This window comes from Streptomyces sp. NPDC013455, from assembly GCF_040632975.1.
Lineage (GTDB): Bacteria > Actinomycetota > Actinomycetes > Streptomycetales > Streptomycetaceae > Streptomyces.
Genome location: NZ_JBEYCX010000002.1, coordinates 446,354 through 462,412 on the forward strand (window position 1 = coordinate 446,354; position 16,059 = coordinate 462,412).

Consider the following 16,059-nt stretch of genomic DNA (forward strand, 5'->3'; position numbering starts at 1 on the left):
GCAGGCGATGGTGACGTACGCGCAGGCGCAGGAGCGCGCCGAGGAGTGGATCAACGGTGACGTGCCCGCGTACCAGCACCGTGAGGTGCGGGTGCGGGAGTTCGACCTGGGGTTCGTGGTGTGGGGCGAGGACCGGCCGGATGGCCCGCGTTCGGACGCGGGCGGTCAGCGGCTGGTCATCGCGCGGGACAGCGGGGAGGCGACGCTGTGGCCCGCTCTGCCGGTGGGTGAGGTGATCCGCCGGTACGAGGAGGAGTACGGCCGTGCCGAGGAGCCGCGGGACGCGGTTCCGGCGCCGGCCGCCCGGGTGGATCTGAACCAGACGTCGTTCCTGCTGACTCCGCCGGAGTGGTTGCAGGAGGCGGCGGACAAGCTGGGCATCGGTGAGCGGAGCCGGGCGGGCGCGGAGGACGCGGATCCGGCGGCCTCGGGTGCGGTGCCGGCTGCGGATGCTTCGGGTGTGTCCGGTGTATCCGGTGTATCCGGTGTATCCGGTGTATCCGGTGTATCCGGTGTATCCGGTGTATCCGGTGTATCCGGTGTATCCGGTTCTTCCGGTGCTCCGGCCGGGGTGCCGGGTGCCGCGTCGCCGTCGGTTTCCGGTGGGGCGCCCGCGTCGGCCGGTGGTCCCGCGTCGGGGGCGGCCGGTGGTGCCGGCGGCTCCGATGAGGACGGGCCGGCCCGGACGCAGGCCGGGGTGCCGATGGCGGCGGCCGGGGAGGCGCAGGGCGGTGCCGGGGCGCCGGGCGCCGGTGTGCCGGGGGCGCCCGCTGCGATGGACGTGCCCGTGGGGGCGACGCCGTGGGCCGGTACCGACACGAACGCGGACACCGGTGGGGAGGACCGGTCGGTGCCGCTGCCCGCGACGGTGTTCGCGCCGCCGTTGAGCGATCTCGACGATGCGGCTCCGCGTCCGCCGGCCGTCGCGCCGGACGCTCCGACGGCGTTGATGTCGGGCGGCAGCCAGCTGCCGCCGACGGCGGTCGCGCCGGCGCTGAACGTGCCGGACGCCCAGGGCTTCGCGCCGGGTGCCCCCGGTGCCGCCTCGGCGGCCGTCCCTCCCGGTGCGCCGGGTGCGGGCCAGGGCACGCCCCCGCCGCCGTCGGGCACGCCGCCGTACGGCCATCCGCAGGCGCCGTCGGCCCCGGGTACTCCTCCGCCGGGGGTGCCCTACCCCGCGGCGCACGGCACTCCGCCTCCCGCGGCCGCCGGCGTGCCGGGTGCTCCGCAGGGCAGCACGCCGCCGCCCGCACCGCCGGGCGCCCCGTCGTACGGCTACCCGCAGGGGCCCGGTGCGCCGGGGTACGGCTATCCGCCGGCGCCGGGCGGTGCGCCGGACGCGCCGCGGACCGAAGCGGGTCCGGGCGGGGCGGCGCGGCCGCTCGCGCCGAACGCCGGGGACATCGCGGACGCCGCGACCAGCAAGGCCGCTCCGCCGCCGAAGAAGGCGCGCGGTGGTGTGGGCACGCCGCCTCCGCCGCCGGGCGTTCCTGGTGCGCCGGGCGCGCGCCCGGGGAGCGCCACTCCGCCGCCCGCGCCGGGTGCGGGCGGGTATGTGCCGACGCAGCTCATGGCGCCGCTCGGGTCGGAGGGGCTCGACGGGCAGGGTGGCGCGGGTGCGCCGGCCGGTCCGGGGAGCGCGGACGGGGCGCAGGCGCCCGGCGCGCCGAACGCTCAGGGCGCCCCCACCCCGCCTGCCGCGCCTCCGGGTGCTCCGGGCGGTACGCCCCCGGGCCAGGTGCATCACGCGGCCACCGTGCTGGCCGACCCGAGCCAGCTGGGCGGGGGCGTGCCCCAGCGGCCCGGCGCCCCGGGCGTGCCCCCGGCACCGGGCGCCCCGGGTACACCGGGCGCCCCGGGCATGCCGAACCCGCCCGGCGCCCCCGGTGTGCCCCCCGCGCCGGGCGCACCGCAGCCGCCGGGCGCCCCGGGCGTGCCCGGAGCCCCCGCCGCGCCCAACGCCCCCGGTGCTCCGGGCGCTCCCGGTGCCCCGGGTGTCCCCGGCGGTGGCCGTGGCGGGGCCGTGCACCACGCCGAGACCATGCTGGCCGCTCCGCCGGTGGCCGGCCCGGGCGCGCCCCCGCCGCCGCCCGCCCCCGGGGCGGTCGGCATGCCGGGCGCTCCCGGCACCCCGCCGATGCCGCCGGGCGCGATGCCGCCGCCGGGCGGACCGGTGCCCGGCGGGCCGGTGCCGGGCGGGCCGATGCCGGGGCCGGCTGCGGCCTACGGCTATCCGCAGCAGGGGCAGCCGACGGTCGGGCCCGGCTACCAGGCCGTGCTGCGCTACCGCGCCCACGACGGCTCGGAGCAGCAGCTGATCCGGCGTTCGGCGCCGGGTACGCCGCACCCGGAGTGGCAGATCTTCCACGAGCTGCGGGCCATGAACGTGCCGCCGGAGGCGGTGCTGGAGCTGCACACGGAGCTGGAGTCGTGTGCGCTGCCGGGTGCGTACTGCGCGCGGATGATCCGTGAGCAGTGGCCGCAGGCGCGGATCACGAGCATCGCGCCGTACGGCACGGATCACGCGAGCCGGCAGCAGGGCGTGCAGCAGCTGCTGGCGCACCAGGGCGAGCTGCACCAGGTGGCCGACGGCCCCGCCCGGCCCGGACCGGTACGGGCGCCGCTGCCGCCGGTGCAGGCCGTGCCGCCGGTCCCGCCGGAGGCCGTCGCGCAGGAGCTGGCCGCGGCGTTCGGTCCGGGGATCTTCCGGTTCGAGCAGCAGGCGGTGTCCCGGCAGGGTGTGCCGCCGGTCGTGGCGCACACGCTGGTCGTGGCGGGACTGCCGCTGGACATGGGCCCGTTCTTCTGGGCGCAGGCGCAGCCGGGCCGCCCGGTGCCGACGCTGGCGGAGCTGGCGGCCGAGCGCGGGGTGCAGCCGGCGGCGGACGCGGGCTCGTACCTCGTCATGGGCACCGACTTCGGCAAGGCCCTCTGCGTGCAGTACGGGACGGCGCACATCGTGGCCGTGCCCGTGGAGGCGGGGCCGGGCGGTGCGCCGGTGCCGCCGCAGTTCGTGAACACCGGACTGCCGGAGTTCGCCCGGTGCCTGGCGCTGCTGGGCCGGATGTGGCGCCTGCGCTACGGGCTGAACCAGGAGCAGGCGGGCCGCTGGACCGTCGACTTCCAGGCGCAGCTGGCCGCCCTGGACCCGGCGGCGCTCGGTTCGCCGGAGAACTGGTGGTCGGTGCTGCTGGAACAGATGTGGGACGGGTTGCTGTGACGTGACCCGCGCCCGCCGGCCGGGTGTGACCTTCGGGCCCTTCACGCGCACGCGTGGAGGGCCCGACGTGTCGCACGGGAGGCCCTGTCCGCCCTGCCGTTCGCGAAGAGGGGGATCCCGGCCGTGACGCGGCTGCGGAGTGTCGCGTTATGAACACTTACGTCCGATCCATCAAGATGTGCGCGAAATCATCCTGTCGTTCGTGTCCGGTGGAGAGGGGTTCCCAGGGTGAGCAGCGCATCGATGCCGCCGCACGGCTTCGCGACCGTCCGGGGGCGCGGCTACCGCCCCGAGCAGGTCGAGGCGTATCTGCAGGCGCTGTCCGACGACCGGGACGCCGCCTGGGAGCGCGCCGCCCGGCTCACCGTGCTCGCCAAGGACATGGAGGCGGAGGCCGCACGGTTGCGTGAGGCCGTCGCCCGGCTCGGCCCGCAGACCTACGAGGCGCTCGGGGAGCAGGCGCAGCGTCTTTTCCAGTTCGTGCTGGAGGAGGCGGCGGACCTCGGGGAGCGCACGCGGCATGAGGCCGAGCAGGAGGTGGCGGCGGCCCGGGCGCACGGCGAGGAACTGTGCGAGCGGGCGCGGGAAGCGGCGCAGGCGCTGCGCGCGGACGCCGACGAGCACGCCCGCCGGCACCTCGCGGCCGCGCAGGCCGAGGCCGACGAACTGCGCGTCGGCGCCCGGCGCGAGGTGAAGGCGGGCCGGGGTGAGGCGCTTGCGGCGTTGCGCGAGGTGCGCCAGCGCACCGCCGGCCTGCTCGCCCAGCAGTCCCGGGGCCACGCCGAGCGCTGGGAAGCGGCCGAACGCGAGGAGGCCGAGCGGATCGCCGCGCTGGACGCCCTGCACGCCGAGCGGGCCCGCCGGGCCGAGACCGCGCTGTCCGACGCCGAGCGCGCCCTCGAGGAGGCCGGGGAGACCGCCCGCCGCTGCCAGGAGGAGGCATGCGCGCGTGCCGCCGAGATCGTCGCCGACGCGCGCGTGCGCGCCGAGCGCATCGCCCGGGAGACGGAGCGGGTGCTGCGCGAGCACGGCGAGATGTGGGACGACGTCCAGGCGCACATGGACTCCGTGCGCGACAGCCTCATCTCGCTGACGGGCCGGGCGGCCCTGGAGTAGCCACCGACCGCGGCGGGCCCCGCCCTCATGCTGACCGCCGGGCCGCCGGGCCGCCGGGCCGCCCGGACGGCCCGTCAGCTCCGTTCGCGGACCGGCCCGGCGAGGATCCATCCCTCCACCGCCTCGTACTGGCGCCGCTGCCGCTCCGCCTCCGCACGGTCCGACAGCACCGTGCCCAGCCAGCCGAAGAGGAAGCCGGCCGGGATGGAGACGATGCCGGTCGTGGTGAACGGGAACCAGGCGAAGTCGGCGTGCGGGAACGCCGAGGCGGGCGACCCGGAGACGAGTGTGGTGCCCGGCATGAGCAGCAGCACGGTCAGCGAGCCCCCGATCAGCGTGGCCAGCAGTCCGCCGCGGGTGTAGCGGCGCCAGAAGAGGCCGTAGACCAGGGCGGGCGCCAGGGCGGAGGCGCCCAGGCAGAAGGAGAGCGTCACCAGGGGCTGGAGGCTGTGGTGCTGCACCAGGGTGGCCAGCAGGATGGTCGGCACGCCCGTGACGAGCGCCGAGACCCGGGCCAGCGTCATCTCGCGGCGGGCCGGCATCTCCTGGACCCGGGCCGCGAAGACGTCGTGGGCGAGGGAGTTGGCGCACGCCAGGATCATCCCGGCCACCGAGGCGAGCAGGGTCAGGAAGATCGCGGTGGTGACCGTGGTGAACAGGAAGGTCTCCGCCGCCGAGACGTCGGCGCCGAACACCGCGCGCGTGCCCATCAGGTACGCCGTGTTGCCCTGCCGGTCGGCCGCGGCGATCGCCGTACGCCCGAGCAGCGCCGTGGCGCCGAAGCCCACCACCGTGACGACCAGCACGAACAGGGTGACGAGGGCCACGGCCCAGGACATCGAGCGGCGTACCTGGCGGGCGCTGGAGGCGGTGTACATGCGCATGGTGACGTGGGGCAGGCAGGCGCCGCCGAGGACGACGGTCAGCTGCGAGGCGATCATGTCGAGTCGGGACCCGGGTGAGGTGCCGAACTGCAGCCCGGAGCGCAGGAAGGCGGGCCCCGCCCCGCTCCGGCCGGCCGCGGTGGTGAACAGGGCGCCGGGGTCCCAGTCGAAGCGGCGCAGGACCAGCAGGGCGACCACGGCGCCCGAGCCGAGCAGCATCACGATCTTCCAGATCTGGATGAGCGCGGTGCCCTTCATGCCGCCGATCGCCGCGTAAGCGATCATGAGGACGCCGAGGCCGGCGACACACCCGGTCTGCAGGGACTCGCTGCCGAAGCCCAGGATGAACGCCATCAGCTGGCCGGTGGCGGCCAGTTGGACCAGCATCAGCGGCAGCAGCGCGGCGATGGTCACCGCGCACGCCGTGATGCGGACGGCGCGGCCGGGCAGCCGGCGGGCGAGCGCGTCCGCCATGGTGAACCGGCCGGCGTTGCGCAGCGGTTCGGCCAGCAGGAACATCAGCAGCATCAGCGACAGCGCCGTACTGAGGGCCAGGACGATCCCGTCGTAGCCGTACAGGGCGATCACCCCGCCGGTGCCGAGGACGGTGGCGGCGGAGATGTAGTCGCCGGCGATGGCGAGGCCGTTGCGCAGCGGGGACAGGGAGCCGTAGCCGGTGTAGAACTCGGCGAGGTCGTCCCGGTCGGGGCCGGTCATCACGCACAGCAGCAGGGTCACCGTGGCGACGGTGGAGAAGGCGACCAGGGACATGGTCTGGGCGGAGTCGCTGAACCCGGTGGACACCGCTCCGGCGGCGCCGGTCACCGCGTGGCTCCCCGGCGCGCGTCCAGCTCGGCCTGCCTGCGGATGCGGTCGGCGAGCGGATCGACGCGCCGGCGCGTGGTGTGCTCGTACAGGGCGATCGCCAGCCAGGTGACCGGGAGCTGGAACAGGGCGAGCAGCAGGCCGGCCGGGACGCCGTCGGCGACCGGGTCCGTCATGAAGCCGGGCGCGCACGCGGACATCACCAGGAACAGCGTGAAGTAGCCCAGCGCGGTGAGGGTGGCGGTGCGCCGCTGCCAGCGGTAGGCGCTGCGCAGCAGCCGCAGGTCGCTGTGGTGGCCGAGCGGCGCCCGGGGCGCCCGGGCGTCCGGGCGGGGCGGCGGTCCGGGCGGCGCGGGCGGCTGCCAGGGGTGGGCCGGGGGCGGCGGGAAGGACGGGGGCGGCGTATGCGGTGTGGACCTCGCGGGTGACGGCGGTGGGGCGTACGGCGGGTACGGCGACCACGGCGGGCGGGACGCGGGTGAGGGCTGTGCGGGGGTGGGCGGGAAGGACGGGGGCGGCGGGTCGTGGGACATCCCGGGGCTCCTTGCGCGGCTCGGGTCCGTGGCGGACCGCAGGGAGGTGGGGAGCGGGGCACGCACGCTACTCGTGCGTCACGGGCCGCGGGGCGTTTTCACCAAACTGGCCGGTCGGTATGCGCTTTCCGCGGGGAACACGGTCCCCCGGCCTGCGGTGTTACCCGCGTTAACCCCCCTGCCGGGACGGCGGCACTCAGTCCTGGAGCACCGGGAAACGCCGAGGCGCCACCACCAGCAGCACCACGAAGGCCACCGCCGCCGCGGCCGCCGCGCCGAGGTACACCGCCCGGACCGCCTCGGCGATCGCCCGCCGGGTCGCCTCGGGGGCCGTACCGGCGTCCAGCGCGCGGGTGACGGAGTCCAGGTCGCCCGCGCCGCCCAGCCGCGCGGCCAGCACCCCGTTGGCGACGGCGCCGAACAGGGACGCACCGACGGTCTGGCCGGTCTGCCGGCAGAACAGGACCGACGCGGTCGTGGTGCCCCGCTCCGACCAGCCCACGGTCGACTGGACGCCGACGATCAGCGGCAGCTGGAACAGCCCCAGCGCCCCGCCCAGCAGCAGCATCAGCAGCGTCGGCTGCCACCACGACCCGGGGTACGGCAGGAACGGGAACGCGCACAGGACGAGCGCCGCCAGGCCGATGCCGAGCAGCGCGGTGTCGCGGAAGCCGATCCGCCGGTAGACGTGCTGGCTGAGCGCGGCCGTCACCGGCCAGCTGAGCGTCCACACCGACAGCACGAACCCGGCGGCCACGGGCGCCAGGCCGAGCACCGACTGCGCGTACGTCGGCAGGAACACCGACGGCGCCACCATCAGCAGGCCCAGCGCGCCGAGCGCCAGGTTGACGGCCGCGATGGTCCGGCGCCGCCACACCCACCCCGGGATGACCGGATCCGCGGCCTGCCGCTCCACCACGACCACCACGGCGGCCAGGGCGAGGCCCGTGCCGAACAGGGCGAGCGACGGCGCCGACAGCCACGGCCAGGCGACCCCGCCCTGCACCAGCGCGGTCAGCAGCACGCCGCCGCACGCGAACACCGCGAGCGCGCCGGCCCAGTCCACGCGCGCGCGGCCGGCGTTCTCCCGTTCCGGCTCCCTGAGGTGACGGACGATCAGCCACAGGGCGGCGGCGCCGATCGGCAGGTTGACCAGGAAGATCCAGCGCCAGTCCGCGTAGGCGGCGAGGACGCCGCCGAGCCCCGGACCGGCCACCGCGGACACCGCCCACACCGTGGACAGCCTCGACTGGATCCTCGGACGCTCGGCCAGCGGGTACAGATCGGCGGCCAGCGTCTGCACGGTGCCCTGCAACGCCCCGCCGCCCAGGCCCTGCACGATCCGGAACGCGATCAGCGCCGCCATGTTCCAGGCCGCCGCGCACAGCAGCGAACCCAGCAGGAACACGGCCGCGCCCACCACCAGCACCGGCTTGCGTCCGAAGGTGTCCGACAGCTTGCCGTAGACGGGCAGCGAGACGGTGACGGCGAGCAGGTAGCCGGAGAACAGCCACGAGAAGAAGGAGAAGCCGCCGAGGTCGCCGACGATCTGCGGTACGGCCGTGGCGACGACGGTGGAGTCGAGCGCCGCCAGTGCCATCGTCAGCATGAGCGCGCCGACCACCGCGCCCCGCCGCCCGGTGCCCTGCCGCCGGGCGGCCCCGCCGCGTATCGCCGGTGTCGTACCCTCCACCGCACACTCCTCCCGTGCCGCCCGCCGGAACATCTCGGTGCCCCCTGCACCTGTCTTCGGGACCACAGCTTCCCACGGCACCCCGGCCCCGGCCCCGGTTCCGGCCCCGACCTGACGGCGGGGTGGAGGCTTTCCGCGCCGAAAGGTGCAGACGACCCCGAGAACCGCTCCACCCGGCGGTGGAGCACCCCTAGGGGTTGCTCCGTACTCCGTCTCGGGGCGGGTTCGTCCCGGCGGAGGACGAGACCGGCCGGGCGCGCTCCGTAACCTGGCTGCACGCCGCTGGGGGGCGGCGGACCGCACCGGCGGGGGTGGGGTTTTCCCCCCGGAAAGACGGGGCTCCGCACCAGCGCGCCCCACCCGGGCCTCCCGCCAGACTCATCGACGTACCCGGACGACGCCCCGGCACCTCGGGGCACTCCGCACCGACTTGCCGACCGATATAGGAGACATACCGTGACATCGGCTGTGACCATTCCCAGGCACGGGGGCACTGGAGGGCGTACGGCCGTTGCCGCGCGGGCGCGCCAGGTCGTGAAGGCGTACGGGTCCGGCGAGACCCGGGTCGTCGCCCTGGACCACGTCGACGTGGACATCGCCCGCGGCCGGTTCACCGCGATCATGGGCCCCTCCGGGTCCGGCAAGTCCACCCTGATGCACTGCCTCGCCGGCCTCGACACGGTGACGAGCGGTCACATCCACCTGGACGAGACCGAGATCACCGGCCTGAAGGACAAGAAGCTCACCCAGCTGCGCCGGGACCGGATCGGCTTCATCTTCCAGGCGTTCAACCTGCTGCCGACGCTCAACGCGATCGAGAACATCACGCTGCCCATGGACATCGCCGGCCGTAAGCCGGACAAGGCCTGGCTGGACCGGGTCGTGGAGACCGTCGGGCTCGCCGGCCGCCTCAAGCACCGGCCCACCCAGCTCTCCGGCGGCCAGCAGCAGCGCGTCGCCGTGGCCCGCGCGCTCGCCGCCCGCCCGGAGATCATCTTCGGGGACGAGCCGACCGGAAACCTCGACTCGCGCGCGGGCGCCGAAGTGCTGGGCTTCCTGCGCCGCTCGGTGGACGAACTCGGCCAGACCATCGTCATGGTCACCCACGACCCCGTGGCCGCCTCCTACGCCGACCGCGTGCTCTACCTCGCCGACGGCCGGATCGTCGACGAGATGTACAACCCGACGGCCGATCAGGTCCTGGACCGCATGAAGGACTTCGACGCCCGGGGGCGCACGTCATGACCGTCCTGAAGACCTCGATGCGCAACTTCGTCGCGCACAAGGGGCGCATGGCGCTGTCGGCCGTGGCGGTGCTGCTGTCGGTGGCGTTCGTGTGCGGCACGCTCGTGTTCACCGACACGATGAACACCACCTTCGACAAGCTGTTCCAGGCGACCTCCTCCGACGTGACGGTCAGCGCCAAGGGCTCCTCCGACACCGGACAGACCACCTCCCGCACCGGCAAGCCGCCGGTGGTGCCGGCCGCGGTGCTCGGCGAGGTCCGCACGGCCGACGGCGTCCGGTCGGCCGAGGGCACGGTGTTCTCCACCGCGGTGACCGTCGTCGACGCCGACAAGGACAAGCTGTCGCCCAGCAGCGGCGCGCCCACCATCGTCGGCAGCTGGAACGGCAACGACGCCCGCACCATGGAGATCACCTCGGGCAAGGCGCCCCAGGGCTCCGGACAGGTGATGGTCGACGCCGACACCGCCGACAAGCACGGCCTGAAGCTCGGTGACGAGATCGGCGTGATCACGGCCGTCGGCACGCACCACGCGCGCGTGTCCGGCATCGCCGCCTTCAAGGTCACCAACCCCGGCGCCGCGATCTTCTACCTGGACACCAGGACCGCCCAGCAGACCCTCGTCGGCCGGACCGGCGTCTACACCAACATCAACGTCACCGCCGCCGACGGCGTGAGCGACGCCCGGCTCAAGAAGAGCGTCACCGCCGCCCTCGGGCAGCGCTACAAGGTGCAGACCGCCAAGGAAGTCGCCGACGCCAACCAGAAGGACGTCCAGAGCTTCCTCAACGTCATGAAGTACGCGATGCTCGGCTTCGCCGGGATCGCCTTCCTGGTCGGCATCTTCCTGATCATCAACACCTTCTCCATGCTGGTCGCCCAGCGCACCCGCGAGATCGGCCTGATGCGCGCCATCGGCTCCTCCCGCAAGCAGGTCAACCGCTCCGTGCTCGTCGAGGCGCTGCTGCTCGGCGTCCTCGGCTCCGTGCTCGGTGTCGGCGCGGGCGTCGGCATCGCGATCGGCCTGATGAAGCTCATGGGCCGGATGGGCATGAAGCTGTCCACCGACGATCTCACCGTCGCCTGGACGACCCCGGCGGCCGGCCTGCTCCTCGGCGTCATCGTCACCGTCCTCGCCGCCTACCTGCCCGCCCGGCGCGCCGGCAAGGTCTCCCCGATGGCCGCCCTGCGCGACGCGGGCGCCCCGGCCGACGCCAGGGCCGGAGCCGTCCGGGCCGTCCTCGGCCTGCTCCTGACCGCCGCCGGCGGCTGGAGCCTGTACGTCGCCGCCACCGCCGACCAGGCGAAGACCGGCTCCGGCTGGCTGGGCGCGGGCGTGGTGCTCACCCTCATCGGCTTCGTCGTCATCGGCCCGCTGCTCGCCGCCGGCGTCGTCCGCGTCCTCGCCGCCGTCATGCTGCGGATCTTCGGACCCGTGGGCCGGATGGCCGAGCGCAACGCGCTGCGCAACCCGCGCCGCACCGGAGCCACCGGCGCCGCCCTGATGATCGGCCTGGCCCTGGTGGCCTGCCTGTCGGTGGTCGGCTCCTCCATGGTGGCCTCCGCCACCGACCAGCTGGACAAGACGGTGGGCACGGACTTCATCATCCAGGGCGACCAGGAGTACAAGATGGTCAACCCGCAGATGGTGAAGAAGATCAAGGACACGCCCGGCCTCGTGCGGGTCACCGAGTACAAGAGCCTGGACGCGTCCCTGACCACGCCGGACGGGCGCGTCTCCAGGAACGAGACGATCAACGCGGCCGACCCGACCTACGTGCAGGACCTGCGCACCAAGACGGTCGCCGGCGACCTCGCCGACGCCTACCGGCCGGACTCCATGTCCGTCTTCGAGGGCTTCGCGAAGAAGCACGGCGTCACGCTGGGCTCCACCGTCGCGGTCGACTTCGCCGACGGCCGGACGGCGAAACTGACGGTCCGTGCGATCACCAGTGACGACGTCGTGGTCGACAAGGGCGCCATGTACGCCTCCATCGCCACGGCCGCGCGGTACGTGCCGGCCGAGCGGATGCCCCTCGACCAGCTGGTGTTCGCCACCGCCGCGGACGGGCGGGAGGCGGCCGCCTACCAGGCGCTGAAGTCGGCACTGCGCGACGACCCGGCCCTGACGGTGCGCGACCAGACCGACTACAAGAAGGCGCTCGAGGACCAGATCGGCCAGCTGCTCAACATGATCTACGGCCTGCTGGCCCTCGCGATCATCGTGGCGGTCCTGGGTGTCGTGAACACCCTCGCCCTCTCGGTGGTCGAGCGGACCCGGGAGATCGGCCTCATGCGGGCCATCGGCCTCTCCCGCCGCCAGCTGCGCCGCATGATCCGCCTGGAGTCCGTGGTGATCGCCGTCTTCGGCGCCCTGCTCGGCCTCGGCCTCGGCATGGGCTGGGGCGCCACCGCCCAGAAGCTCCTCGCGCTGGAGGGACTGCACGTCCTGGAGATCCCCTGGCCGACGATCACCGCCGTCTTCGCCGGCTCGGCCTTCGTGGGCCTGTTCGCCGCGCTGGTCCCGGCGTTCCGGGCGGGCCGGATGAACGTCCTGAACGCCATCGCGGCGGACTAGCCGCGCGGGCGGCGCGGAAGACCACCGCACACGGGGGTTGCGGAGGAGGACCCGGAGCCGGGAGTCCCGAGGGACTCACCGGCACCGGGTTCCCGCCGTCATACGGCCGCACGGCCCCGCCAGGGGCCGCGGGCGCGGTCCCGGTCGTCCGCCGGCACGGCGGCGGCCCGGACGGCGCCGTACGGGACGCGCGGGGCGCGCGGGGCGCGGCGACGGTTGTCCACAGGCACCGGCGGCAACCCGGACACCGTCGTACGCTGGACAGCCCCGGCCCGTCGCACGAGTCGGGCCCTTCGTGTTGCCGACCCCCGGACGGAAAGCCCCTCCATGAGCCTGCACGGTCTGCTCGACGCCGTCGTCAAGGACCCCGCCCTCGCGGAAGCGATCAAGGCGGCAGCGGACGGCAACCGCCCGCACGTCGACCTCGTCGGCCCCCCGGCGGCCCGCCCCTTCGCGATCGCCGCCCTGGCCCGCGAGGCCGGCCGCCCGGTGCTGGCGGTCACCGCGACCGGCCGGGAGGCCGAGGACCTGGCCGCCGCCCTGCGCTCCCTGCTGCCCGAAGAGGGCGTCGTGGAGTACCCCTCCTGGGAGACCCTCCCGCACGAGCGGCTCAGCCCGCGCAGCGACACCGTGGGCCGCCGCCTCGCCGTGCTGCGCCGACTGGCCCACCCCAGCCCCGACGACCCCGAGACCGGCCCGGTCTCCGTCGTCGTCGCCCCCGTGCGCTCCGTCCTCCAGCCACAGGTCAAGGGCCTCGGGGACCTGGAACCGGTCTCCCTGAAGGCCGGCCGGACCGCCGATCTCGACGAGGTCGTCGAAGCCCTCGCGGCGGCCGCCTACGCGCGCGTGGAGCTGGTCGAGAAGCGCGGCGAGTTCGCCGTGCGCGGCGGCATCCTGGACGTCTTCCCGCCCACCGAGGAACACCCCCTGCGCATCGAGTTCTGGGGCGACGACGTCGAGGAGATCCGCTACTTCAAGGTCGCCGACCAGCGCTCCCTCGAAGTCGCCGAGCACGGCCTGTGGGCGCCCCCCTGCCGGGAACTGCTGCTCACCGACGACGTGCGCGCACGCGCGCGTGCCCTCGCCGAGGACCACCCCGAGCTGGGCGAACTCCTCGGCAAGATCGCCGAGGGCATCGCGGTGGAGGGCATGGAGTCCCTCGCCCCGGTCCTGGTGGACGACATGGAGCTGCTGCTCGACGTGCTCCCCAAGGGCGCCATGGCCGTCGTCTGCGACCCCGAGCGGGTCCGCACCCGCGCCGCCGACCTCGTGGCGACCAGCCAGGAGTTCCTCCAGGCGTCCTGGGCGGCCACCGCCGGCGGCGGCGAGGCCCCGATCGACGTCGGCGCCGCCTCCCTGTGGTCCATCGCCGACGTCCGCGACCGCGCGCGCGAGCTGGACGTGATGTGGTGGTCCGTGTCGCCGTTCGCGGCCGACCTCGAACTGGAGGCCGACACCCTCAAACTCGGCATGCACGCCCCCGAGACCTACCGCGGCGACACCGCGCGGGCGCTCGCCGACACCAAGGGCTGGCTCGCCGACGGCTGGCGCACGGTGTTCCTCACCGAGGGCCACGGCCCGGCCGCGCGCACCGTGGAGGTGCTCGGCGGCGAGGGCATCGCGGCCCGCCTGGACTCCGACCTCGGCGAGCTGAGCCCGTCCGTGGTGCACGTCTCCTGCGGCTCGATCGAGTACGGCTTCGTGGACCCGGCGCTCAAGCTCGCCGTGCTCACCGAGACCGACCTGTCCGGCCAGCGCGCGACCGGCCGCGACGGCACCCGCATGCCGGCCCGCCGCCGCAAGACGATCGACCCGCTCACCCTGGAGCCGGGCGACTACATCGTCCACGAGCAGCACGGCGTCGGCCGCTACATCGAGATGGTGCAGCGCACCGTGCAGGGCGCCACCCGCGAGTACCTGGTGGTCGAGTACGCGCCCGCCAAGCGCGGCCAGCCCGGCGACCGCCTCTACATCCCGACCGACCAGCTGGAGCAGATCACCAAGTACGTCGGCGGCGAGGCCCCCACCCTGCACCGCCTCGGCGGCGCCGACTGGACGAAGACCAAGGCCCGCGCGAAGAAGGCCGTCAAGGAGATCGCCGCCGACCTGATCAAGCTGTACAGCGCCCGCATGGCCGCCCCCGGCCACGCGTTCGGCTCCGACACGCCCTGGCAGCGCGAGCTGGAGGACGCCTTCCCCTACGCGGAGACCCCGGACCAGCTCACCACCATCGCCGAGGTCAAGGACGACATGGAGAAGTCGGTCCCGATGGACCGCCTGATCTGCGGCGACGTCGGCTACGGCAAGACCGAGATCGCCGTGCGCGCCGCCTTCAAGGCCGTACAGGACGGCAAGCAGGTGGCCGTCCTCGTCCCGACGACCCTGCTGGTGCAGCAGCACTTCGGGACGTTCTCGGAGCGGTACGCGCAGTTCCCGGTGAGCGTGAAGGCGCTCTCCCGCTTCCAGACCGACACCGAGGCGAAGGCCGTCCTGGAGGGCCTGCGCGAGGGCTCGGTGGACGTCGTCATCGGCACCCACCGCCTCTTCTCCTCCGAGACCAAGTTCAAGGACCTCGGCCTGGTCATCGTCGACGAGGAGCAGCGCTTCGGCGTCGAGCACAAGGAGCAGCTGAAGAAGCTCCGCGCCAACGTCGACGTGCTGACCATGTCCGCGACCCCGATCCCGCGCACCCTGGAGATGGCGGTCACCGGCATCCGCGAGATGTCCACGATCACCACCCCGCCGGAGGAGCGCCACCCGGTGCTCACCTTCGTCGGGCCCTACGAGGAGCGGCAGATCGGCGCGGCCATCCGCCGCGAGCTGCTGCGCGAGGGCCAGGTCTTCTACATCCACAACCGGGTCGAGTCCATCGACCGCGCGGCGGCCAGACTCCGCGAGATCGTCCCCGAGGCGCGCATCGCGACGGCCCACGGCCAGATGTCGGAGTCCGCGCTGGAGCAGGTGGTCGTCGACTTCTGGGAGAAGAAGTTCGACGTGCTGGTGTCCACCACGATCGTGGAGTCGGGCATCGACATCTCCAACGCCAACACGCTGATCGTGGAGCGCGGCGACACCTTCGGGCTCTCCCAGCTGCACCAGCTGCGCGGCCGCGTCGGCCGGGGCCGCGAGCGCGGGTACGCCTACTTCCTGTACCCGCCGGAGAAGCCGCTGACGGAGACCGCGCACGAGCGCCTGGCGACGATCGCCCAGCACACGGAGATGGGCGCGGGCATGTACGTCGCGATGAAGGACCTGGAGATCCGCGGCGCGGGCAACCTGCTCGGCGGCGAGCAGTCCGGGCACATCGCCGGCGTCGGCTTCGACCTGTACGTCCGCATGGTCGGCGAGGCCGTCGCCGACTACCGGCGCCAGCTGGAGACCGGTGGGGCCGAGGAGGAGCCGCCGCTCGAGGTCAAGATCGAGCTGCCGGTCGACGCGCATGTCCCGCACGACTACGCCCCCGGCGAGCGGCTGCGCCTCCAGGCGTACCGGGCCATCGCCTCCGCCAACTCGGAGGAGGACATCAAGGCCGTCCGCGAGGAACTCACCGACCGCTACGGCAAGTTGCCCGAACCGGTGGAGAACCTGCTGCTGGTGGCCGGGCTGCGGATGCTCGCGCGCGCGTGCGGGGTCGGCGAGATCGTGCTCCAGGGCACCAACATCCGCTTCGCGCCCGTGGAGTTGCGCGAGTCGCAGGAGCTGCGCCTCAAGCGCCTCTACCCGGGCACGGTCATCAAGCCGGCCGTGCACCAGGTGCTGGTCCCGCGCCCGAAGACGGCGAAGATCGGTGGCAAGCCGCTGGTCGGCCGCGAACTGCTGGCCTGGGTCGGCGAGTTCCTCACCTCCATCCTGGGCTAGCCCGCGGGGTGGGGACCCGGCCGCGACGGGTCCCGGGGGGCGGGGACCGGCCGGGCGGTGAGGCGTGGGTCCGGGGGCGGGGACCGGCCGGGCGGTGAGGCGGGGT

8 protein-coding genes are annotated in these 16,059 nt (G+C 74.3%); 5 read left to right on the forward strand and 3 right to left on the reverse strand.

Translation table 11 applies throughout. The annotated features are described in order from the left end of the window. Positions 1–7 precede the first annotated feature (7 nt). A complete protein-coding gene (locus ABZ576_RS06145; protein ID WP_360736381.1) occupies positions 8–3,220 on the forward strand; it encodes an SUKH-4 family immunity protein in 3,213 nt (1,070 codons plus the stop codon). Positions 3,221–3,448: 228 nt separating this feature from the next. Next, positions 3,449–4,336, forward strand: coding sequence for a cellulose-binding protein (locus tag ABZ576_RS06150; RefSeq protein WP_360736383.1), 888 nt, complete (start codon positions 3,449–3,451; stop codon positions 4,334–4,336). 74 nt (positions 4,337–4,410) lie between these two features. On the opposite strand, the gene ABZ576_RS06155 is transcribed toward ABZ576_RS06150, so the two are convergent. The 3 genes from ABZ576_RS06155 to ABZ576_RS06165 all read right to left on the reverse strand — a co-directional run bounded on the left by ABZ576_RS06155 (position 4,411) and on the right by ABZ576_RS06165 (position 8,271). Then, positions 4,411–5,991: a cation acetate symporter gene (locus tag ABZ576_RS06155; protein ID WP_360736679.1), complete on the reverse strand. Its 1,581-nt coding sequence runs from the start codon at positions 5,989–5,991 to the stop codon at positions 4,411–4,413. 50 nt (positions 5,992–6,041) lie between these two features. Then, complete coding sequence (locus tag ABZ576_RS06160; protein WP_360736386.1) at positions 6,042–6,578, reverse strand: DUF485 domain-containing protein; 537 nt, start codon at positions 6,576–6,578, stop codon at positions 6,042–6,044. 196 nt (positions 6,579–6,774) lie between these two features. Beyond that, the gene (locus ABZ576_RS06165; protein ID WP_360736388.1) at positions 6,775–8,271 is read right to left on the reverse strand and encodes an MFS transporter; all 1,497 of its coding nucleotides are present in this window, start codon (positions 8,269–8,271) and stop codon (positions 6,775–6,777) included. A gap of 456 nt (positions 8,272–8,727) precedes the next feature. Here ABZ576_RS06165 and ABZ576_RS06170 point away from each other — a divergent pair, with 456 nt between their 5' ends. The 3 genes from ABZ576_RS06170 (at position 8,728) to mfd (ending at position 15,953) form a co-directional block, all read left to right on the forward strand. Then, positions 8,728–9,516, forward strand: a complete 789-nt coding sequence (locus tag ABZ576_RS06170; protein ID WP_360736390.1) for an ABC transporter ATP-binding protein — start codon at positions 8,728–8,730, stop codon at positions 9,514–9,516. Beyond that, the gene (locus ABZ576_RS06175; RefSeq protein WP_360736392.1) at positions 9,513–12,095 is read left to right on the forward strand and encodes an FtsX-like permease family protein; all 2,583 of its coding nucleotides are present in this window, start codon (positions 9,513–9,515) and stop codon (positions 12,093–12,095) included. Before ABZ576_RS06170 ends, ABZ576_RS06175 begins: the two co-directional genes overlap by 4 nt. 327 nt (positions 12,096–12,422) lie before the next feature. Further along, the gene (mfd, locus tag ABZ576_RS06180; protein WP_360736394.1) at positions 12,423–15,953 is read left to right on the forward strand and encodes a transcription-repair coupling factor; all 3,531 of its coding nucleotides are present in this window, start codon (positions 12,423–12,425) and stop codon (positions 15,951–15,953) included. Positions 15,954–16,059: the final 106 nt, after the last annotated feature.

What these genes read in the sequence shown, in the direction of transcription:
- ABZ576_RS06155 (WP_360736679.1), bottom strand. Translation starts at nt 5,991, where the DNA reads ATGTCCCTGGTCGCCTTCTCCACCGTCGCCACGGTGACCCTGCTGCTG.
- ABZ576_RS06175 (WP_360736392.1), top strand. Translation starts at nt 9,513, where the DNA reads ATGACCGTCCTGAAGACCTCGATGCGCAACTTCGTCGCGCACAAGGGG.
- mfd (WP_360736394.1), top strand. Translation starts at nt 12,423, where the DNA reads ATGAGCCTGCACGGTCTGCTCGACGCCGTCGTCAAGGACCCCGCCCTC.
- ABZ576_RS06145 (WP_360736381.1), top strand. Translation starts at nt 8, where the DNA reads ATGGTGACGTACGCGCAGGCGCAGGAGCGCGCCGAGGAGTGGATCAAC.
- ABZ576_RS06160 (WP_360736386.1), bottom strand. Translation starts at nt 6,578, where the DNA reads ATGTCCCACGACCCGCCGCCCCCGTCCTTCCCGCCCACCCCCGCACAG.